At 30.2% G+C, this 21,499-nt stretch carries 30 protein-coding genes; 27 read left to right on the top strand and 3 right to left on the bottom strand.

What is annotated here, in order from left to right; genetic code table 11:
* Positions 1-11: 11 nt before the first annotated feature.
* The 16 genes from NSB25_RS25905 to NSB25_RS25830 all read left to right on the top strand — a co-directional run bounded on the left by NSB25_RS25905 (position 12) and on the right by NSB25_RS25830 (position 10,438).
* Entirely contained in the window at positions 12-515 is a 504-nt protein-coding gene (locus NSB25_RS25905) for a hypothetical protein (RefSeq protein ID WP_103242186.1), read from the top strand.
* A 4-nt stretch (positions 516-519) separates the two neighbouring features.
* Positions 520-1,554 carry a hypothetical protein gene (locus tag NSB25_RS25900; protein ID WP_103242185.1) on the top strand — a complete coding sequence of 345 codons (1,035 nt, stop codon included), beginning with the start codon at positions 520-522 and terminating at the stop codon, positions 1,552-1,554.
* 12 nt (positions 1,555-1,566) lie between these two features.
* Complete coding sequence (locus tag NSB25_RS25895; RefSeq protein WP_103242184.1) at positions 1,567-2,160, top strand: hypothetical protein; 594 nt, start codon at positions 1,567-1,569, stop codon at positions 2,158-2,160.
* Positions 2,150-2,917, top strand: coding sequence for a hypothetical protein (locus tag NSB25_RS25890; RefSeq protein WP_103242194.1), 768 nt, complete (start codon positions 2,150-2,152; stop codon positions 2,915-2,917). The genes NSB25_RS25895 and NSB25_RS25890 overlap by 11 nt, the downstream gene beginning before the upstream one ends.
* 54 nt (positions 2,918-2,971) lie before the next feature.
* Positions 2,972-4,000, top strand: coding sequence for an Ig-like domain-containing protein (locus tag NSB25_RS25885; RefSeq protein ID WP_103242183.1), 1,029 nt, complete (start codon positions 2,972-2,974; stop codon positions 3,998-4,000).
* Positions 4,001-4,055: 55 nt separating this feature from the next.
* Positions 4,056-4,325, top strand: coding sequence for a hypothetical protein (locus NSB25_RS25880; RefSeq protein ID WP_103242182.1), 270 nt, complete (start codon positions 4,056-4,058; stop codon positions 4,323-4,325).
* A 497-nt stretch (positions 4,326-4,822) separates the two neighbouring features.
* Positions 4,823-5,983, top strand: a complete 1,161-nt coding sequence (locus NSB25_RS25875; RefSeq protein ID WP_172455282.1) for a cysteine desulfurase family protein — start codon at positions 4,823-4,825, stop codon at positions 5,981-5,983.
* Positions 5,984-6,080: 97 nt separating this feature from the next.
* Entirely contained in the window at positions 6,081-6,674 is a 594-nt protein-coding gene (locus NSB25_RS25870; protein ID WP_146040186.1) for a zinc-ribbon domain-containing protein, read from the top strand.
* A gap of 126 nt (positions 6,675-6,800) precedes the next feature.
* Positions 6,801-7,676, top strand: a complete 876-nt coding sequence (locus NSB25_RS25865) for a peptidoglycan-binding domain-containing protein (RefSeq protein ID WP_103242179.1) — start codon at positions 6,801-6,803, stop codon at positions 7,674-7,676.
* A 53-nt stretch (positions 7,677-7,729) separates the two neighbouring features.
* Positions 7,730-8,020, top strand: coding sequence for a hypothetical protein (locus NSB25_RS25860; RefSeq protein ID WP_103242178.1), 291 nt, complete (start codon positions 7,730-7,732; stop codon positions 8,018-8,020).
* 16 nt (positions 8,021-8,036) lie between these two features.
* Positions 8,037-8,342: a hypothetical protein gene (locus NSB25_RS25855; protein WP_103242177.1), complete on the top strand. Its 306-nt coding sequence runs from the start codon at positions 8,037-8,039 to the stop codon at positions 8,340-8,342.
* 17 nt (positions 8,343-8,359) lie between these two features.
* Positions 8,360-8,728: a DUF7365 family protein gene (locus tag NSB25_RS25850; RefSeq protein ID WP_103242176.1), complete on the top strand. Its 369-nt coding sequence runs from the start codon at positions 8,360-8,362 to the stop codon at positions 8,726-8,728.
* A gap of 165 nt (positions 8,729-8,893) precedes the next feature.
* Positions 8,894-9,424 carry a Holliday junction resolvase RecU gene (locus NSB25_RS29800; protein WP_103242175.1) on the top strand — a complete coding sequence of 177 codons (531 nt, stop codon included), beginning with the start codon at positions 8,894-8,896 and terminating at the stop codon, positions 9,422-9,424.
* A complete protein-coding gene (locus NSB25_RS25840; protein WP_103242174.1) occupies positions 9,399-9,788 on the top strand; it encodes a hypothetical protein in 390 nt (129 codons plus the stop codon). The genes NSB25_RS29800 and NSB25_RS25840 overlap by 26 nt, the downstream gene beginning before the upstream one ends.
* A 237-nt stretch (positions 9,789-10,025) precedes the next feature.
* Positions 10,026-10,220 carry a hypothetical protein gene (locus tag NSB25_RS25835; protein WP_242982610.1) on the top strand — a complete coding sequence of 65 codons (195 nt, stop codon included), beginning with the start codon at positions 10,026-10,028 and terminating at the stop codon, positions 10,218-10,220.
* A gap of 35 nt (positions 10,221-10,255) precedes the next feature.
* Complete coding sequence (locus NSB25_RS25830; protein ID WP_103242172.1) at positions 10,256-10,438, top strand: hypothetical protein; 183 nt, start codon at positions 10,256-10,258, stop codon at positions 10,436-10,438.
* Here the strand turns inward: NSB25_RS25830 and NSB25_RS25825 are convergent.
* Positions 10,428-10,712: a helix-turn-helix domain-containing protein gene (locus NSB25_RS25825; RefSeq protein WP_103242171.1), complete on the bottom strand. Its 285-nt coding sequence runs from the start codon at positions 10,710-10,712 to the stop codon at positions 10,428-10,430. The genes NSB25_RS25830 and NSB25_RS25825 overlap by 11 nt on opposite strands.
* 122 nt (positions 10,713-10,834) lie before the next feature.
* Between NSB25_RS25825 and NSB25_RS25820 the strand changes: the two genes are divergently transcribed.
* The 9 genes from NSB25_RS25820 to NSB25_RS25780 all read left to right on the top strand — a co-directional run bounded on the left by NSB25_RS25820 (position 10,835) and on the right by NSB25_RS25780 (position 17,784).
* A complete protein-coding gene (locus NSB25_RS25820) occupies positions 10,835-11,359 on the top strand; it encodes a hypothetical protein (RefSeq protein WP_103242170.1) in 525 nt (174 codons plus the stop codon).
* A gap of 80 nt (positions 11,360-11,439) precedes the next feature.
* Entirely contained in the window at positions 11,440-13,926 is a 2,487-nt protein-coding gene (locus tag NSB25_RS25815; RefSeq protein ID WP_103242169.1) for a phage tail tape measure protein, read from the top strand.
* Between the two features lie 470 nt (positions 13,927-14,396).
* On the top strand, positions 14,397-14,564 hold the full coding sequence (locus NSB25_RS25810; protein ID WP_172455281.1) for a hypothetical protein: 168 nt from the start codon (positions 14,397-14,399) through the stop codon (positions 14,562-14,564).
* A 28-nt stretch (positions 14,565-14,592) separates the two neighbouring features.
* Positions 14,593-14,871, top strand: coding sequence for a hypothetical protein (locus tag NSB25_RS25805; protein ID WP_103242168.1), 279 nt, complete (start codon positions 14,593-14,595; stop codon positions 14,869-14,871).
* A gap of 118 nt (positions 14,872-14,989) precedes the next feature.
* Positions 14,990-15,985, top strand: coding sequence for a DUF262 domain-containing protein (locus tag NSB25_RS25800; RefSeq protein ID WP_172455280.1), 996 nt, complete (start codon positions 14,990-14,992; stop codon positions 15,983-15,985).
* 354 nt (positions 15,986-16,339) lie between these two features.
* The gene (locus NSB25_RS25795) at positions 16,340-16,657 is read left to right on the top strand and encodes a hypothetical protein (protein WP_103242166.1); all 318 of its coding nucleotides are present in this window, start codon (positions 16,340-16,342) and stop codon (positions 16,655-16,657) included.
* The gene (locus tag NSB25_RS25790) at positions 16,650-16,880 is read left to right on the top strand and encodes a hypothetical protein (protein WP_103242165.1); all 231 of its coding nucleotides are present in this window, start codon (positions 16,650-16,652) and stop codon (positions 16,878-16,880) included. Before NSB25_RS25795 ends, NSB25_RS25790 begins: the two co-directional genes overlap by 8 nt.
* Positions 16,855-17,316: a hypothetical protein gene (locus NSB25_RS25785; protein ID WP_146040185.1), complete on the top strand. Its 462-nt coding sequence runs from the start codon at positions 16,855-16,857 to the stop codon at positions 17,314-17,316. The genes NSB25_RS25790 and NSB25_RS25785 overlap by 26 nt, the downstream gene beginning before the upstream one ends.
* A gap of 12 nt (positions 17,317-17,328) precedes the next feature.
* The gene (locus tag NSB25_RS25780) at positions 17,329-17,784 is read left to right on the top strand and encodes a hypothetical protein (RefSeq protein ID WP_103242163.1); all 456 of its coding nucleotides are present in this window, start codon (positions 17,329-17,331) and stop codon (positions 17,782-17,784) included.
* 220 nt (positions 17,785-18,004) lie between these two features.
* Here NSB25_RS25780 and NSB25_RS29985 read toward each other — a convergent pair whose 3' ends face one another.
* Together NSB25_RS29985 and NSB25_RS25775 are read right to left on the bottom strand one after the other, a co-directional pair.
* Complete coding sequence (locus tag NSB25_RS29985; RefSeq protein WP_103242162.1) at positions 18,005-18,385, bottom strand: LytTR family transcriptional regulator DNA-binding domain-containing protein; 381 nt, start codon at positions 18,383-18,385, stop codon at positions 18,005-18,007.
* Positions 18,386-18,985: 600 nt separating this feature from the next.
* Entirely contained in the window at positions 18,986-19,339 is a 354-nt protein-coding gene (locus NSB25_RS25775; RefSeq protein ID WP_103242161.1) for a hypothetical protein, read from the bottom strand.
* 305 nt (positions 19,340-19,644) lie between these two features.
* Here NSB25_RS25775 and NSB25_RS25770 point away from each other — a divergent pair, with 305 nt between their 5' ends.
* Entirely contained in the window at positions 19,645-20,175 is a 531-nt protein-coding gene (locus NSB25_RS25770; RefSeq protein ID WP_103242160.1) for a hypothetical protein, read from the top strand.
* A gap of 397 nt (positions 20,176-20,572) precedes the next feature.
* Positions 20,573-20,761 carry a hypothetical protein gene (locus NSB25_RS25765; RefSeq protein WP_103242159.1) on the top strand — a complete coding sequence of 63 codons (189 nt, stop codon included), beginning with the start codon at positions 20,573-20,575 and terminating at the stop codon, positions 20,759-20,761.
* Positions 20,762-21,499: the final 738 nt, after the last annotated feature.

Genomic DNA, 21,499 nt, shown 5'->3' with positions numbered 1-21,499 from the left:
GGCGGTGTCTGATGGTTAATGGCACTACTCCTTTTGAAAAAATCTGCAAAAGATTTTACAATCGAATAGAAAAAGATGAAAAATTCTTTAACTATTATAACGTAAGTATTTCAGAAGCTGTATCTATTGCAGAACAACGTGCAAAAAATTATCTTGTGGAATCATTGGATGAACTTTCAAGTATCGGGAATTTAGATGTGGATTTTTCTGATTATGATGAAGAAATAGAAACTATAAATTTTAAATTATATTCAAGAGAAATCAAATTGATTGTTGAAATTATGTTTCTTACATATATGAAGCGAGATGAAGCACTTTTACACGCTATGGAAATCAGTTTTGCACCATCTGATTTAACAGTGTTTTCGCCAGGAAATGAAAGAACGAGTTATAGAAATTTTATTGCTGATTTAACAAAATCTGTAGATGATAAGGTTGACGAGTATAAAAATCGAGACAGAAAAACAGGTAAGTTAAAACAAATAATAGACTACTCACAATATAGCGAGGAATAGGCATATGGATATAAATTACTTTATGAAAATTCAAAATGCCTATGGCACTAAGAATAGACGTGAAAAAGAACTTGCTAAAATCAACAATGAAATGTCAAAACATTTTGAAGATACTTATGACACAGTAGATATCTTACTGAACGGAACTCCAACGCAACTAATGATAATTAAGGATACTGACAATAATACGTTCAAAAAGAAAATCAAATCTGTACATGGCGATAAATTCAATCTTGGAGATTATGTTGAGTGGAATAACCAAAAGTGGCTTATTACATTAGTTGATGCAGATGAAAGAACTTGGAACCGTGGTTATATGTATCTGTGTACTGTTCCTCTCCGCTGGCAAAATTCAGATGGCAAAATTATTGAACGCTATGTTTATGCAGAGGATTTTACGAAATATTCAAATGGTGTTACAGGAAACAATACTATTACCATTGGAGACAACCAGTATGGATTAACTCTTCCTGTTGATGATGAAACCAAAAAACTGAAACGTGATATGCGCTTTCCTGTTGATTTTGATGACAGTGATCAACCTGATATTTACAAACTAACCAATAGAAAAGTTAAGCTGAGTGATAATCAATATTTTGGTCGTGGCGGCACAATGATTGTAACTATGTCATTTGATGCGTTTAATCCAAATCATGATAAAAAGGTTACTATGGAAAATGGTCAGGAAGTATGGATCTGTAATTATAATAATTCCCACTCTCCTCTCCCACCCACTCTACAGCCACCCGATGAAACAACAGACTTAAGGTGTATGATTTCCGGGAATCCAAATCTGAAGAACGGATACAAACGTCCATATACTGTTACTTTTACAGATAAAGATGGAAATGCTATCGACTGGCAGAAAGTTAATTTTAGTTGGAAAGTTATAGCAGATTTTAATATAATACAAAGCATATATAGCAATAAAATAGATTTATTTGTAGACAAAGAAGATTTAATAGGGTCTTCTTTTTTATTGCAGATAATTTATAATAATTCTGTTGCTGCAAAAATAAATATCGCTATAACTGAGTAGCTGAGGAGAAATATGTCAAATTTATATATAGCATCTGATTATAAAAATGTTATCATTGACCTTTTAATAAAAAATAAGGATTTTATTTCACTTATGAATCCACCACCATCTCCACATAAAGATATTTCTACTGTAGAAATGCTACTTGGTGGACAATGGTTCATTAATGGCCAAAAATATGAGGAACAAGGGCAAATTTTTGATTACAATTTTGTAGATGATACTACTACTGAGGAAAAAACCTTTGTTTTTGTAGAAACTGATATAGATAGTATTAATCAGAATTTATTCATACATTTTAATTTATACATATGTGCATTTACTGCAAAGTCATTGGTACGAATAACTGATAATACTATTCCTTCAATAAATGATGTGGAGATGATGGGGTGCAATGCCGGACATTACGGAAACCGTGTGGATATATTATGTGATGTTATAGATAGAATAATCAATGGAAACAGAAAGATTAAAGGGATAGGCGATGTCAAACCAGCTGAAAGCGGGTTCTGTGTAATTTATACACCAAACAATAAATACTATGGAAAACGTCTTAAATATACTATTTCCAATTTAAATGAAATGGAGTATGAATGTGAAAATTAATAAAGAATCCTTACTTACTTTCTTAATGTACAATAAACCAATCCCTTATAATAAAAGTATTACTCTTACTCCAGTCACTATGAATGATGTTATATCATTTCACTTTTTATCAAAATCAATCATTGTTAGAAAGAATAGTACATTCCATGATAAAAAAATTATTAAAATGAGTTATTTAGAATTTCTTTTTTATAGTTTCGGAAATCAAGAACTGGAAGAGGGATATAAGATAGTAGGGTTATCTCAATATTTATTCTATTTTATAGAATTGATTAAATTATGCTGCAAAGATGCAGAAATAAGATTCGGTAATCAATTCGGCTCTTTATATATAAATAATTTTCTCATTACTCCAGAAGTATTTGATGATCTGAGGCGTATTATTATAATTCAAAACGATATTGATTTCGATATTGATGAATTTATAAATTACGAAACTGAACAGCGATTATTAAAAGCTCAGAAAGAGCAAAATAAAAATAATGATAAGTCTGATATAGAGGACTATGTTGATTCTCTTATCATCGCATTAAATACAACGGAAGAACATGTTATGAATATGACTATTCGTAAATTCTGGCGCTACATTAAGCGTTATCAATTACACGAAAGATATACTATCGCGAAAACTGGAGAATGTAGCGGTATGGTTACATATAAAGAGCCAATAAGACATTGGATGATATCTCTTGAAGAAGATGATAAATATGGATATCTTAAAACAGATGAGAATGAATTAAGAGAAAAGATTGGATAACAGTCTTTCTCTTTTTTTATTAAATAAAATAAATTAAGAAAGGAACACGTAAATATGTCTAACAAAAGTGTAAAAAATGCAAAAGATTTCCTGGTAAGCACAGCCGATTTTGCTGCTTACTATAATGGAGTTTTAGCATGTACTGGTACTACAAACCTAAATACTTCTATCGAAGTGTCTATGCAGGAACAGAATGTAAATGCAGGTAAGGGGAATCAGCTTATTTATTCTTATAAATATGGAAGAGAATTGGCTGTAAATCTTGAGGCTGCCAACTGGGATATTCGATTTATTGCCATGCAAACAGGTTCTCAAATTACAGAAGGATTGGATGACGTATATAAACTTGCTGAATGTGTACAGGTTACTAATGGTATTGGTGTGTTAAAATCTTTACCAATTGATGATGTAGCCGTTGAACTGTCAAATGGTCTGATTATTACTGTTACTCCCGAATCTACAACTATTGATCTTACAAAATATGGTATAGAAAATGAAGTGGTTAAAGCTACATATAGATATAACCGAATTGCAAAATCTATTACCATTGATTCAGAAAGTTCACCATTTGTTTATGAACTTGTTCTAAGTGCAGACAAGCATAATAATAGGCTTGGTAAAGTAGGCACTGTTCAGGTTATTATTCCATCTTATCAGCCAAGTGGTAACTTCACTATGAGTTTCACGCCAGACGGTGTGTCTAGCACGACGATAGAAGGAAAAGCTCTTTCTGTTGAGGGAGATTCTTGCACTGATGGCTCTGCAGTATATGCCTATGTTAAGGAATTCGATGAAAAAGAAAAGGCAATGGAAATTACAGAAATTGCAGCTACACCAGCAACTATTTCTTTAAAAACTGATGACGAAAATAATAAGACAGCCACGATTTCTGTTATAGGATTAAAGGGTGCTCTTTACTCTCCTATTCAGTTAGACAATACAGATTGTGAATTTGTTATTGATGCTCCCGAGAAGGCTACTGTAGATACACAAGGCGTTGTTACTGCCGTTGCTGCAGGCTCAGCAAAGGTTACCGTTACATATGGTGGGGTATCTGATGAAATTGACGTAGTTATCGAGTAATATAAACTATGCGGGTCGTAGAAACTACTACTACCCGCTTTTTACGGAGGTGTCAATGGAAGAAAAAAACATTACAGTAAAAACTGTAACCACTCAAGATGAAAGTTGTGAGAAAGAAATTAAATCCCGTCCCAAAAAACAAAAAGATGAATTCTGTGAGAAGGAATGTAAAGTATTGCACTATAATAAGCATACAAAAACACTTGATATAATGTTTGATCAATGTGGCATTCGAATAAAAAATGTAGAAGCGTTTAACGGCACACATACAACAGTAAAATATAAAGGAGAAATTGGAAAAACAAATTTCAAAGTTTTCTTATAGGTGTATTATATTATGTGTGAAAACGCTTATGAACAAATATCTGACAAAACTAAAAAAACTATGATATTTTGTAAACTTATGGGGACAGATGGTACGTTAAATCAATTATGTATCAGTCAAAGATATTGCCCAAACAAAGATAGATATGTAGAAATTAATCAGAAAAAGGATTGTAAAAAATATAAATAGATAGATTGAATAAATTAGTGATTGAAATTATGAATAGGGATAAAAGAAATCACTAATTGTGGAATCTTTTATCCTTATTTTTTACGATATAGAGATGAGGTGATTTTTATTGTAGAAACAAAATTTGATAAAGAATATTCTACACAATGGATTAATGAAATTAATTATTTGAATAATCATGGTATCAGACATACTTTTATAAAAAAAATTAATGGTATTAGTACCTACAAATATACAAAAAATTATGCATTATTTAAATGCCTTGCTGATTTTTATGAAAATGTATATTCCGTATAGACAAGGTGGAGGTGATTATTATATATCAAATATATTTAGATAATGCAGCAACCTCTCCGTTATCACCTAAAGTTAAAGAATATGTTATTTCTATACTGGATAATTTTTATAATCCATCAAGTACATATCAGCATGGGCAAGAAGTAAGAAAAATTATAACTGATGCAAGACAATCAGTTGCAAAATTCATAAATACTGATTCTAATGAAATCTATTTTACACCATCTGGATCAGGATCTAATACTTTAGCTATAAAAGGACTAACTTCAGAAAATCCAATCTTAAACAAATATAAAGTATTTTATTCTCCAACTGCCCATAAATCAATGTTATTAGCTTGTGAATCATGTATTCAGAATACATTGTTAAAAGTAAATTCTGTTGGGGAAATAGATTTATCATATTTAAATAATATTCTTACACAACACAATAATTATCATAACGGAATGAAACCACTTGTCTGTATAGAAGCGGCCAATTCAGAAATAGGAACGATAAATGATGTAATTGCAATTGGCAATATTGTACATAAACATAATGGAATTTTAGTTATTGACGCCACTGGCTATATTCCATTATATGAAGTAAATATGAAACTATGGAGAAACTATGTTGACATTTTGACATTTAGCGGACATAAGCTTCATGCATTAAAAGGAGTTGGCATTCTATGGAAGAAGAATGGTGTTAATTTAAAACCGTTGATATATGGATCGCAAGAAAAGAACTTGATCGGGGGAACAGAAAATACTTTAGGTATTGCAAGTTTAGGTAAAGCTGTTCAGGAATATGACTACTCTTCTATTTCATCAGCCAATAGAGATTATGTGTATAATTACATAGTAAAAAATATTCCAGATTCTTATCTTGTTGGTTCTTCGATAGAGTCAGGCAATAGATTACCACACAATCTATTTATGGCTTTTAAAGGAATTGAAGGTGAAAGTTTAATGATTCTACTGGATATGAATGGGATCCAGGTATCTACTGGCTCATCCTGCACTTCAGGAGATCTCTCTCCTTCTACTACCCTATCTGCTATTGGTATGGATGAACATGATATCCATTCATGTATAAGAATGTCATTCAGAGAAAATTTAGAAAATGAAGAATTATTATATGTGTGCCATATAATCAAGGCATGTGTTCAGCAATTAAGAAATTTAATATAGATTGGTGGTGTGTATTATACCAAAAAAGAGAACGCATGAAGAATTTATAAAATTGTTAAAAAATGTGAATCCTAATATATCTGTATTAGGTACATATATGGGAGCAAATGTAAAAGTTTTATGTAGTTGTAATAAAGATTTTTATCAGTGGAATGCATTACCATCACATTTATTAAAAGGACATGGATGTCCAAAATGTGCAAATAAAGTAAAAACTACAGAAGATTTTATTAGGGAATCAGAAACCAAAAATCCAGCAATTAAAATATTGGGTAAATATATAAATGCAACAACAAAAATAGAATGTAAGTGTAAACAATGTGGGGAAATATTAAATATTACCCCTAATGCACTCCTTGCTGGCAAAGGTTGTTATAATTGTAATATGAGCAGACATATTCAAAATATAACAAAAACGCATGAACAATTTGTTGAAGAAATAAGAAGAAAAAATCTAAATGTAAAAATTTTAGGAAAATATAAAAATTCAAAAACAAATATTTTATGTGAGTGTAATAATTGTAAATATACATGGAACGCCAATCCTAGTGGCTTATTAAATGGCACAAAATGTCCAAAATGTGCTGGCACAATGCATAAAACACACGATGAATTTGTAAATAAATTATATGAAATTAATCCAAATATTATTATTTTAGATAATTACATAAACGCTAATGTAAAACATTAAAGCAGTGTGTTGAAAATCTAAGAAGTTTTAGCACACAATAAAGTAATAATTTCATGATAAATAAACGAATTATGAATCAGATATTTTCTGATTCTTTTTTATTATAAGAAAAAGGAGAAATAATAAATGGCAGTACGTATAGCACACGCAAGTATTGATGAAAGAAATAGAATATCAGGTGGAATTGCTGGGGATCAAACTGGTAAAGAAGTATGTATTCGTTCATGGTATTCTAAACCATGGCAATATATGATTAGATGTAAAGATGCGCAAATGAGAGAAAAAATTGCTTATGCAATGGAACGAGCAGCAAACAATCAGGCCATTGGTTATGACCAAGGACAGCGAAATACTCTTTTAGCATATGCCAAAAATGTAGGTTATGATCCCGGTAAAGTGACTACTAAATGTGAAACTGATTGTAGTGCATTGGTATCACTTGCTTGTATTTATGCTGGTATACCAGAGTCAGCATTAGTTGTGAGTGGAAATTCTGCTACCACTTCTACCCTCAGAAATAGATTAAAATCAACAGGAAAGTTTGAAATTTATTCAGCTTCTAAATTTTTATCCAGTTCTGAATATATTTTGAGGGGTGATATTTTATTAAAAGAAGGTTCTCATGTTGTTGTAGCTATTGATAATGGAGCAAAGAGTTCCATATCTTCTATCCCCAGTAATGACATTATTACATACACACATAGAAATTTTGTTAAAGAAGTACAGTATGCAATTGGTGCAAAAGTTGACGGAATTGCCGGGAGCGAGACTTTATCGAAAACTGTAACAGTTTCTAGGCTAAAGAATAATCGGCATGTTGTTGTTCGTCCAATTCAGAAATATCTCAATTCTATTGGATTCAATTGTGGAACTGTTGATGGAATTGCTGGAATTAAGTTTGATGCTGCCGTAAAGGCATTCCAAAGAGTCAATGGGTGTGTCGTAGATGGCGAGGTCACGTCACAGAAAAACACATGGAAAAAATTATTGCGATTATCTTAAAATAATTACAGGGTAGAAATTGTTTTTACAGTTTTAAAATAAGGAAGTTAAAATTGAAAAAGAAAATAGAAACAAGTAAAAAGATTTTGGCAGTTAGTTATGTCTTAGCTATTATTCTTACGGTTACTGTTGTAATATGCACTTTCGCAAATATTGAATGTGGATATATTACAACCTTGGCCAGTTCTGCATGGTTGGAAGTATCAGCTTCCAATGTGTTTTACTATACAATGTGTAAAAGATTAAACGTTCCAAAGGTCGTGATGGGAATTTATGGAGATCTCCCATCAGAATTAAAAGAACAGGTTGACATCAATAATTTAATATCCAATTTAATGAACTAGGAAAGGAAAATCTATTATGACAACTACTACATTTTTAATTTTACTATCTGGATTTTCTATAATCAGTTCCCTTGTTACTGAGGGCATTAAAAATATTGCGACAGATAAGGTGAATTTGTCTTATAACATTATTGCACTGGTTACTGCTCTTATTGTAGGTGGAGCAGGAACAGCAATATATTACCAATTTAACGATTTACCTTTTACATCAAATAGCATTACTTACATAATTTTAATGGGTCTTGCAAGCGGCCTAACATCCATGGTTGGATTTGACAAAGTTAAGCAGGCAATTGATCAAATTACAAATAAAAAGGAATAAGAAAGGCGGTTATATGAATGGATGAAAATTATACGGAACTTGCGGTACATATTCAAGAAGTAGATAGTCGCTGCAGATCAAATGAACACCGTCTTGACAATCATGATAATGAACTTAGAGAGTTACGTGAAAAACAGGACACAATTTATGATTTGACATCTTCTGTAAAATCTATTGCTACAGATATGACATATATCAAGGAGGATGTTAAAGAAGTAAAATCTGGTCAGGATAAATTAAATGAAAAAGTAACTATTTTGGAAAACCGTCCAGCAAATGAAACAAAAAAGAAAGTAGATGGAATAACAGAAAAAATATTGTGGTTAATAATCGGAGGCGTAATAGTCGGTTTATTATCAACTATACTTCCAAATATTCCATGGTAAATTTTTGATTAAAGAGCGATTTCATTACGAAGTCGCTTTTTTATTTGTACAATAAAAGTATTTTTACCTATTACAGTTTAGCAATTGGGTAAGTGTATTTTTTAAGAATAGTATTTAGCTGAACGACTACTCTTCTATCTTTAAAATGAACTGAGGTGATATACTATAGCTAAAAATGAAGGGAAACTTTTTGAACAGGATTTTAAAAATAGTGTCCCAGGTACATGTTGGATATATCGTCTTAGAGATAACGCATCTTCTTTTGCGAATGGAAGTAATACACGATTTACAAGTAGCAATATATGTGATTATATTCTATTAGATGATATTTCTAAAACCTTATTTCTTATTGAGTGTAAATCTACTAAAAACACCTCTCTCCCATTTACAATGTTTCGAGATAATCAAATCAACGGATTATTAGAAGCAAGTAAGCATTCACTCATTGCAGGATTTTTAATCAACTTTCGCAATGCAAATAATGATACATTTTTTATATCTATAGATGATTTCTATAAAATGATGAACAGCATTGCCAAGAAGTCGTTCAATATAAAAGATTTAGTCGTAAATAATGCAGTAAAAATTCATTGTACCAAAAGGCGAACGAGATACACATATAATATTCAAGAAATGATAAATACTACACAAAAAATAGAGGAACATGAAAATGGACATGAAGTTGAAATTGAGTGAAATATTAGATATAAATAATACACTAAAATTAATTATTGATGATAATAAAACAAAGATTAATGTGCTTCTTAAGTTTAGATTACTTGGGATAGCAAAGGCCATAGAACCTCATATTATTAACTTTGAAACTATTAAAAACGAAAAAATCATCGAATATGGAAAGAAGAATAAAGATGGGATTTATCAAATTTCAAAAGATAATCAAAAAGGAATAGAAAAATTTAGTACAGATATAAAACAGGTTTTAGAAAGCACAATAAGCATAAATATTGACCCATTAAAAATTGGTGAAGTAATGAATAGTGGCTTAAATTCTAAATATCTAATAGGATTATATTTAATAATCAAAAATCAAACTTCATAATAAATAGACTTATATGCTTGATAGTGAAATAAAAACATATTTAGAAAAACATAATTATTCTGTTAAGGCTCAAGATTGTATTATAAAAGTTTTGAATACAAGCCGTCAGATTCACACTGCAAAATATGATTCTGAAACAGGTACTATGACTTTAATTACACCAGATAATAAATTTTTATTTAAATGGATTTTAGGTAATCCATAAAAAGAGTTTAATAGATGATCAGTTATTTCAAAATGAAACATAATGAATTAAAAGTAAAGACTATGTTCTATAAAACATTGGCAGATTTTCTATTCAATAAAGAAGAAATCTTAGATTTATGCAGAAGGCTTTACAATTCACTCAAAGATGTTCCCACTGAGGAATTACAAACAGAATTTATTAATAAGCTTGCAGAGATTATTCATGAACAGAATAAAACTGAATAAAATGTCTCTTTCAAAGGGATTGGAGGAATATAAATATGATTGATGAAAATTTATATAGAACAGTTCCATTAAATCCAAATGAGGGTGAAGATGGTGAATTTGCAAAGAAAGCAATACTTGAAATTCTAAAATCTCAAAAAGTATCACTTTCAAAAGTTCGTTGCTTATTTAATTCCATACTCAGGGAAATTGAGGATAATAATCCCATTACTCTTTAATGGGTTCTGTAGGATCTACTTTATTGCACTCTTCTACCCAATCAACTCCTGTAGCTGTTATTGTAACTGTCCACTTATCATGTGGTGCTATATCATAATGAATATAACCTTTTTCTTTTAGATAAGTTGCTGCCTTTTGAATCATTTGTATGTTCATTTTTTCATTCGCAAGAGAATTAGCATTTATAGTTGCTTGAAGGTTATAATTTGAATTTAGATATATGCTTTCTAATAACATAAGCGCAGTTGTTTTAATTGGATATTTTTTATTCATTTGTATAATTACCTCCGTCTATTGATGGAGAAATTATAACATTACAAGCAATCAAAGTAAATAGATAATTACTGCTCTCTCACTGTCCTGTGAGGGAGTATTTTTGTGTAAAGGATAAATATATGGCACAAGTTATAAAAAATTTAGGTCAATTTGCAAAAGCATTAGAACCTAAAATCATCGCAACTCTTGAAGCGGTTGCTGAAGACACCAAGCAGGAAATAGATGATCATTTACAGGCTTATTATGATGAATATGATCCTGCATTAAGAAAATTATTAGGGCGACTTTTTTATCAAAGAACTTATCAATTGAAAGACTGTTGTAAAATAGGAAAACCAACGATTAATAATGGAAAAATTAGTATTGAAGTTTATTTAGATATTGACTCATTACACTATGATACAAAAGGTGCTGATGCTTTTAAAACGGTTGTAGCTGCAAACAGTTCTTTACACGGAGGATGGGATGTGTCTAATTTACAAAGTGGACAAGTGCCTTGGTCTGTAATTAAAAATAATGATGGAACATCATACGGAAACGGTATACAAATTTGGGAAGATCCTATACATGAATTGATTGATAATGGCAAATTAATTACAATTTTTAAAAAACATGCAAAAGCACGAGGATTAAATTTAAAATAATTTTTGAACCCCTCTACTCTCCTTCTCATAAAGGGGAGTATTTTTATGCACATTTTTAGTAGAGAAGGAGGAAATGTAAATTGGATAATAATGATTTTATACTTAAAATAGTTGCGGAGTTAGAGAAAAAAGGTATAAAAACAGGTTACGATAAATTAAAAAAGGAACTTGAAAAAGATCCTGCTAAGATTGATGTTATCTTGAATACTTCTGGAACATTTGGCAGAACAAAGGGAAGTATCAAAAAATTAGCTGCTGAACTGCATAATGAACTTTCTGTGGAAATTTCGAAGTTGCAAAAACAAGGACAGAATATAAATTTCGATCTGTCTGTCGGTGATGTTGAAGATGTAATTCAAAATGTTATAAATCATACAAAGAAACTCGGGGAAAGTTTTGATGTTGCGTCTGATAAGGCACAAAAGTTTTTAGCAAAATTTAATAAGAAATCTGGTGGTGTGCTTATCAATTCAGATGAGTTTAAGTCTGTTCAAGAAGCAATCAACGGCTTGGGTAATACCCATACTATTGAAGATTTAAATAAAGCAATGAACACATTAGAAGTTACATATGACAATATGTCTTCTAAACTTCGTAATTCTGGAAAATCCTTTAATCCATTTATCAACGCCAAAAATGAAATGGCTACGATGGATAAAACCATTGAGGGAATTTCATTAGAATTTGATAAGTTATCGTCTAAACCTGATGATGTAGCAAATGCCATTAAGGAATTATCTATTCAACAAAGTAAGGTAAATAATTTTACGGTTGGCACGATGGAATGGGCTGATGCATATGGTCATTTACAAGAAATGGTCAGAAATGTAACAAAAGATATTAGTAATCTTCAAAAGGCACAGTCTTCTAAATCTTTACAGCCAAAAATTGATGAAATTCAACTTTCAATGGCTGGCAAGAATACAAAGTCTAAAAACTACGATTACCAGATTGATACTGAGATCAAGAAATTAAAAGATCTGGGTTTTACTGATAAGGAAGTTGCTCAGAAAGTAAAGATTTTGACTGACGCTCAAGCAGAATTAAAACGTGTCATGGATAGCAACGACTTTGATTCTGTTGCTTCTAAAAATAAAGCTATTGTAGAGTCAGATAATGAAAGAACTATTGCACTTAATCAAGTCAGGACTGCTTACGGCCAGTTAAAAAATGATACAAGTCAATATTATAATCTGAATAAGCAGTCTAAATTATCAAATGACATTCAAAACTGGTTGTCTAAAAATAGTCGTGCTTCTAAAGAAGCAAAAGAATCTCTTAATGCTTATTACAGAGAATTGAGTAGCGGACGTGTTTCTGTTGATAGGTTGGAATATATCGAGAAAGAATTAAATGACTTAGATACTACTCAGCGTGGACTTGGAAAATTAGGTAAAAATCTCAAAGATCAGTTTGCAGAAGCAGGAAGAAGTTTTACACAATGGTTATCTGTTAGTTCCGCCATTATGCTTGGCGTGTCTAAGACAAAAGAAGCAATATCGGAGCTAATTGAACTTGATAGCATTCTTACTGAAATTAGTAAAACATCTGATTTAACAAACCAACAGCTAAGAGAGCTTGGAAATACTGCTTTTGATTCAGCATCAAAATATGGTAGATCTGCAGCAGATTATTTAACTGGCGTCCAGGAAATGTATCGTGCTGGCTTCAAAAATGCCGAAGAAATGGCTGAGTTATCTCTATTAGCGCAAGCCGCCGGTGATATGGAAGCTAATTCTGCAAATGACTATCTCATGGCAACAAATGCTGCCTATAATTATAAAGGCAGTGTTGAAGAATTAAATAAAGTATTAGATTCTCAGAACTATATAACGAACAATGCTGCTGTCAGTATGCAGGATATGGCAGATGCTACATCTGAGGCCGCTTCTATTGCTTCACAATATGGAGTTAAAATTGATGAATTATCCGCGCTAATTGCTGTTGCAACATCAAAAACAAGAGAGTCCGGTTCAGAAGTTGGTACTGCACTAAAAAGTATTTTTGTTACATTGCAGGATACGACAAGCAAGCCTGTTATTGATGCATTTGAATCTGTCGGAATCTCAATGACAAAAATTGTAGACGGGTCAGAACGATTAAAAACACCTATTGAATTACTAAAAGAACTGTCTACTGTTTTTAATAAACTTCCAGAAGGTGATACAAAGCGGGCAAACATCCTTACGGACATCGGGAAAAAATATCATGCCAATACGTTATCTGCTATTTTATCAGATTGGGAATCTTATGAATCTATGTTAGATTTATATTCTCAGGGAATAGGCAGTGCTGCTGAAGAGGCAGAAAAAAGTGCTAACAACATCGAAGGAAGTTTAAATAGATTAAGCAATACATGGACTGACACGGTTGAAAATATTATTAATTCTGATGCAATACTTACTATCGTGAAATCGTTAAATGGATTGCTTTCTGTTATAAATAAAATTACAGATAACCTTGGTTCATTAGGAACCATTGGAATCGGAACAGGGTTATTTACTGGGGTTCGGAACGTTGGTGGACTCAAATTCAGAGAGTTCTATTTTATTAATGTTTTTTGTTAATGAATATGCCTGACCTATCATTATATAGAGTAATCGGTCTATATAACAAATGGGAACACTCTAACGTTTTAAAATAAATAGAGATGGGTTATATGGTCTACTTAGTAGATACATCTGGCAACTAGATGTCTGGGACGTATCATAGAATTATATGGCTACAATAGAAAACTGGAAACAGTATACTATGAATGCAGGTATGAAAAGTACATAAAAATATATAATTCGATTTCTGGGCGTAAAGTCAAAGAATCATATGCGACTCATAAATAAAATATCGCAAAGATGCTATCAGCAGATAAATCACCTAAACTTTGTAGCATGGTGAAATCTCAACGACTACCATCCATCTTTTAATAACACGATAGTTTATTAAAAGAAAGTATAGTCTATACTGGCACTGAATATGAGGCAGTGTAAAGTTGCAACTACTTTTCTGTCAGTAGCGTGTGGAATAAGACAGAATAATTTATATGAAAAAATTTGATAAAGAATATTCAACACAGTATACTCCTGAAAAGGAATATCTGCTAAATAAAGGAATTAAACCATCGTTTGTAAAAGTAGTTAGTGGAGTAACTACTTACAAATATACGAAGACATCAAAGTTATTTGAAGCTTTGATGTCTTTTTATTTATAAAAGAAAAGGATAATAAACTGGTGATAATATGGCTAATTATAATAATAAAGCAAATTATAATATTGGAGATGCGTTCTATAATTGGAAAATTATAGGACATTCTGATAAAAAGGGACGTAACAATTCAACATATGTAAAATGTCAATGTATATGTGGAAAAATAAAAGATGTAGATCTACATAATTTAAAAAGGGGACAATCAAAATCATGTGGATGCATAAAACCAATCAAACCAATAAATGTTCGACAAATTAAAATTGGGGATGTCTTTGGTAAATTGACAGTTAATGATTTCTCCTGGCCGTAGGAAGAAACGGAGAAAATAATGTAAAAAATAAAACATTTATATTTACTTTTTTTATTTATTATGCTACTCTAAAAATGTAATTGTTTATATGAATATTATGTTTTTGGGAGGCAGCGCAATGAAAACAGCAAGTAAAGAACGTACTTTACAATGGATAAGTAATCAATATAATAAGGGGAATATTTCTTTCTCACACAAGCTTCAGCGTCCTATAGGTCAATGGAGTCCTAAAATGAAATCGTTGTTAATTCATAGTTTATTATCTGGGTTCCCTGTAAACCCTATTTATTGTGTTGAAGAGAATAATACAATATATACTCTTGATGGATCGCAACGTACTTCAACTTGTATCAGTTATATAAAAAATGAATTTGCCTTAAGTAAAGATACTCCTAATATTGTTATGAAAACCAAAGAAAATGGTGAATCTGTTACGAAGGGATATGAGATAGCTGGAAAGAAATTCAAGAAACTTGATTCTGATGTGCAGAATACTCTTCTTGCTTGTAGCTTGGAGTTTTGCACTTTATCTGATTATACAGATAATGAAGTGAAGGAAATGTTTCGACGTCAAAATAATGGCAAACCTCTTAACAGTAAGCTTCTTCGCATTGTAAATGAGAGCGATCAGTTTAGTGATATGGTATATTCTCTTACAACTCATCCTTTTATGAATAAGTTGGTTACAAAAACACAAAGAAAGAATGGTACTGATAGAGATTTGATTATCCAGACTCTTATGCTCATGGAAACCAATCAGGAACACGAATTTGTTTCGTTCAGAGGAAAAGATATTGATGCATTTGTTTCTGATTATGCTGATACTATTAGCCAAGATAAAATAGATATGTTAAAAACAACCTTGGATAAATTTGATGAGCTGCTTGACGAAGTAAAAATTCCAGTAACGTCAATACCAATGATTTTATACTCTGGGTATCGTATTGTTAAAGACAAAAAGTCATTTCCAAAATTAGTTGAAGTAGTTGAAGAATTCTTAACTAAATATGACACAAATGAAGAATATAAAGTGTTTGTACAAAGCGGTACTTCTGGCCAGGAAAATGTAAGAGGCCGGTTTGATTGGTGGAGGAATAAAATCAGAAGTATTTAATGTGAAATAATAGGTATAGTTAATAATTCTTTACTATATTTTAAACAAAATACTGCTATTTTATGAAGTATTATCTTCTGAGTAGCAGTATTTTGTATATCCATCATAAAGCATAATACAGTCTTATATTTAAATTGATATTTTCCCATAAACTTATAGACATATTTTAGAAATTATGCTATTATGGCTATAATCAAATGTATGTAAAGTGTTTAAAAAGGGGAATTTTATATGCTATTACATAAATATATTATATAAAGATCATTTTCTGCGATAGTTCTTGTAATACAAATATATCATCTTTTATAAGCTTTCTTATTCCCCATCAAATATTAAATAAAGGAATATTATACGATGGATGACAATATAACTAAAGGACTTCAAGACTCATTATCTGAATGGAGTAAAATTGACAAGTTGATAGCAGATAGAGAAAATAAAGACAAAAGGATAATAAGTACCTTCTGTGCTGCCAACGATCCAGCAGATATGAAGCAAATATTGGATTTGCTAGAAAAACATAATGGAATGCCAAAACACGATAAGGATGTAGTGTATGAATTTAAAGACAAATATCCATCTAATCTTAACACAAAATTAATATCCAATTTTTTAGATGTAAAAGATATCTATAGCCAATATTTAGAATCTGGAGGGAAAAATAATGACTAAAAGTTTAGTTTTTAATTTACCATCTGATTCTACAAGTATGATAAACAAATTTCAATTAGAAAAAGTATTATCTAATGCAAGAACTTCTATTTATCAAAATGATTATATGAGATTCAGTGTGGATAATAGTGTTGTAAGAGTTTTGTTGTATAATGAAAATGATATTAATTTATTAGAACAAATAAGAGAGTATTTTTATGGAGAAGATTATGCAGCACAATGATGATATAAAAAATAAGATAGAATCAATTTTCAATTCTTTACATATTAAATATCAGATTCTTGATTTTCCAGATAATGATTTAAATTATACTCTACAAGTTAGTACAATAGGTAAACTTAAAGCATTAAAAAGTATTAATTGTATGTTATATTTAAGAAGGATTGATTATTCTTTAAATATTATGGTTGCTAATATATATAAAATTAAAGAAAGTGAAAACATATTAGATATTTATGAGCTCCTAAATGATTTGAACTTAAAGATTTCCTCTGGTAATTTTATGATTTATGGAGATAGTACAAAGCAAATTATTTATAAAGCATCTGTTAATTGCGGTAATAATTTTTCGGAATTAGATTCACATTTAGTAAAATTCCATCTTGTTTATTTTATTAGTTATTTAGAAGAATTATTAGACTTATTAAAAAATAGATAGGAAGAACGAAGTATGAAAGTCCCACGAAATTCTGTTTTTATTGTTTTTACCGGTTTTTTGATTTCTATTACAAGACTAATTATTGGGAAAATTGAAAATATACCTGATGAAATTATCCTTCATGTAATGGCCCTCATAAATTATATTGCTTTTGGTTTTGTTCTATTATTTTTATATCAAGATATTATGCACCAATATTACATAAGTTTACAAAAAGCTGCACTTATGACAGCTCAAAAGAAAAAGGCAAATATAATAATTACTCTATTATCTAGTATTTTATCTTTATTGTATTTTTTTGTTGGATTAATATATATTATATTCTTAAGGTCAATAGATTTAAATGATGCAATTGCTATTATAGCTTTAGCCATTTCTATCGCTAGCAGTGGTTTGACTGAGATGTGTAGTCCTATATTTTTTAAAATTATAATAAAAATATCAAAAATATCATTTAGAAGATTATGATAATTTATACCAACATGAAGTAAGAAAATATTTACGTAGAAACAGAAAAACATTAGAAGAGTCTATTGTTTCGGTAAGTAATGTAAATAATCTTCCTGTAGAAAAGCATATGGAACTTCTTAATCTAAACAATGAAACATATGAGTACATTAGTTTTATGGGTAATGTAACAATGTAAATTGATCGCAGTAATGAGTTAATTTGTTTTCATGTTATCTTATTACCGCGATCTTTTATTAAAACTTATAATATTCTCTTTTACATCGTTTAATTTGTCATAATATTTTCTACTTATAATCATAGCATGTCCATTCACCATAGATATTTCTGTTCCAGTAATAGATACTATATATTTCTGGTAAATCAAATAGCTCTGGCTGATCCGCACAAAGTCCTCAGAAAGTTGTCCGATAATTTTTTCAATATTAGCCATCTTATCATAGAAGTAATCTTCTCTCCCATCTACATTGATATATTTAACTATCCTGTGAGAAAAAACAATGTAGACTACATTTTTTAGTATAACAGAATATTTTTCGTTCCGTTTTGTATATATGAATATACCATCTATGTTATTGCTTATATAAATGGCTTTGTTCATAACTTTTAGAAGTTTTTAGGTTATATTTTACAAATACATTTTTGAATATTTGGATATCAAACATAACATAGAATCATATTATGAAAATGAAAATATAACAGCCTTGGATTTTATAACTTTTGTGTGGTAAGAATAGGATATTTTATCGCACACACGCACCAGAACACACGTTCATTAAACACGGGAATAATGTATATTCCATATTTTAAAGATGGTTCTCTGCGCAACTATGTCAAAACGCATGTCGAACCAAATAAATATCTTATGTTTGCTTTTCATAATGTATCGGACAACCCGTTTAGTTTCAGCTATGGTTATGCGATTGCCTTATGGAGTTTTCCACTTTCAGTATCATGCGGAGTACTTGCATTTAATATAACTACATTTAAAATAGAAGTTGCAGGAATTAATATGTCATAGTTTAGTCATCCATACAAATTTAAACATCTGTCTAATGCATTTACATTTTTCCAGCACTTAAAAGGGAACAAATGCTGCAAAAGGCCCAACATATTGCCGAATTCGAACCAATTATAATATTTCTATTATGGCTAACGCAAATACTGACATTATGTTTAATATTTCTTATTCAACAATTCTCTAATTACCTTCTACTGGGTAGGCGAAATGAAGCATGACGTTTCTGGAAACTCTATCCGGGGTTTGCACCCATATTTTTAGCAACCCTCCAGAAATAAGTTTTGCGTATGCTAAATTGGCATTGTATAATTGCTCCCCACCGCCGGATATGTAAGACACCCCATTAAAATATAATGGTGTGAAAACGGCAGGACCTAACGGAATAAAACTAACAGGCAACCGAAACAAATCTGCTTCGTCAAATGCTTCGGTTGGAGAAAATAACAAATCCACAAATACCCAACCGTTCTTTTTTTGAATCGTACCATGCATATTATTTATTTTTGCTTTAATTTCTTCGTTCGCCCACGGCAAGGTATCGTCGGATACAGATGTTCTGTGGTACTCGATGGATACTTTTCCCGTGTTTAACGAACGTATGTTCTAAATATTGGATCGTAAATATATGTAACTAATTTATTTTTTATGTTCTCATTTTTTGTATTCTATAACATAGCTGTTTTTATATTATGTTTTTAACTTTACATACTTTTACGATACTTTATCTGCTTTAAGTTTATTTTTATTATTATTACTATTGACTTCTATGCTTTTATGTGATATAGTCCTATTTGCAAGCACTTGTTGCAATATTATAATACATTATATGGAGGTATGGTATGGAACGTAAAAAAAGCAAATGGATGGTATTAGATCACGTGGGAAAGTTTAATGATTATAGTTTTTCAGTTATAACTAATCCCAAAAATGCAAAGTTTTATTATGACATTTTAGAATTAGTTTATGTTTTATCAGCAAAACTTTATTGGATTGCCGGCTACAATAAACGAAGAGAAAATGAACAGACTACTATTATGTCAGCATATATTAAAGTCATTTTACCAATTGATGAAATTAACGAACTGCCCTATTTTAAACGCTATATACAGAAAACAACTGAAGAAGAATTTTCTAAAAAAGTAGTAGCTGCAATTAATAGTGACTTCGATTTGTTGGGGGCATTAATATTAAAATATCAGGATAAGCTGGGAGAAAAAATATACAACTCCAGCACAAAGTTAGTAACTGATTACGACAGGTTTTCTTCATATGAAGAATTAGCAAGGAATTTTATTAGAAATTACGTTAAACCTGATGAAGATGCAACAGATATTACACAAGAAATAATGAATTACTGCATTATATATTAACAAGTGAGGAACATATTATGCTTTTAACTTTAAATGAAGAATTAAATAGAGTTGTAATATTAACTATAGACGGATTATACACCCAGATTTATGATGAACTCTATTGTACTAAAGAAAAATATTCTGAGGTGTTGTCTGAATATAACAATCCATCTAAATATAAAGTAGTCTTAATTTAATTCCTTATATATGATTTCTCCAAATACATACTTTTCATAAAACAATATAGCTAGCATAAGCAAATGAAAACTTGTTTGTGTTAGCTATATTAGCCTCACAATGAATTACTGTCTATATTGAAAATTTTCATTTAGTCTGTATATACTTTAAGTCCGTTTTATAGGCCCCAATTTATATTATTCTTTAGACACTAACATGCATAGGGGGGAATAAAAATATGGATCAGCAAATGATTGAATTGAAATTAAACCCATTTATAAAATGTATTGCAATAAAATTAGGTCTATTTGAGTCAGAAATTATTGATGAATATAATTTCGGAATCCATGAAGAAGATAAAATTGAAGAATTTGAGAAGAAATACTTAGACATTGAAGATTGTATTATTGTAAGGGTTGATATGTGAGCTGAAATAATTTAATTTTAGTGAAAAGAATATATATGTGTAACTCATTTTATGCAAATGATGATTCATTACAACATATAAGTTATATTAGTGGTACTCTATATAATGTTACTGATATTTGTGATTTTTAATATCATAATAAATAAAATCAAATATAAAAAGTCAGGAACTTAATAACTTTCTCTTCTGTATTGAACATAATGAATTTGGAGAAAATCAATATGATAGAGTAAATGAACGCATATTACTAAATAGGTAGTTCGTTTTTATTTAACCATAAAGAATTACCATTTTTAAATAATACCAAAACATCACATTCCTCACTTACAGTTTGCAATGTTTCATGAAATTGCTGATATTTTGCGGATACCTGATTTGTATAAACCAATAAATTAATCGTATCCTGTAATCTGTATGTCGAATAGCCGTAATAAAAATATTTAACATTAAATAATACATTAGGAATTGATATATCTTCATTTCTTATCACTCTAAGATTATCAGGAACAGTTTTTATATCAAATTGTTTATTAATATCAAATTTAAACGAATTTCCTTTATAATAACCACAAAATATAAAGGGAATTTTTATTATATGGTTTTATGCTACTTAGTGTCTGCTTTTTAAGTCTGTAAACCATTGATTTTACTGACTTTTCAGCATATTTATGATAAAATAACTACAGGGGTTCTGCATCCAGGCATCGATTTTCCTTGCAGTTTTACCCCAAATCCTAC

Source organism: Acetatifactor muris, assembly GCF_024623325.1.
In the GTDB taxonomy this organism is placed as follows: domain Bacteria; phylum Bacillota; class Clostridia; order Lachnospirales; family Lachnospiraceae; genus Acetatifactor; species Acetatifactor muris.
Note: the sequence above shows the minus strand (reverse complement) of the source record. Positions and strands in the feature narration are given on the sequence as shown.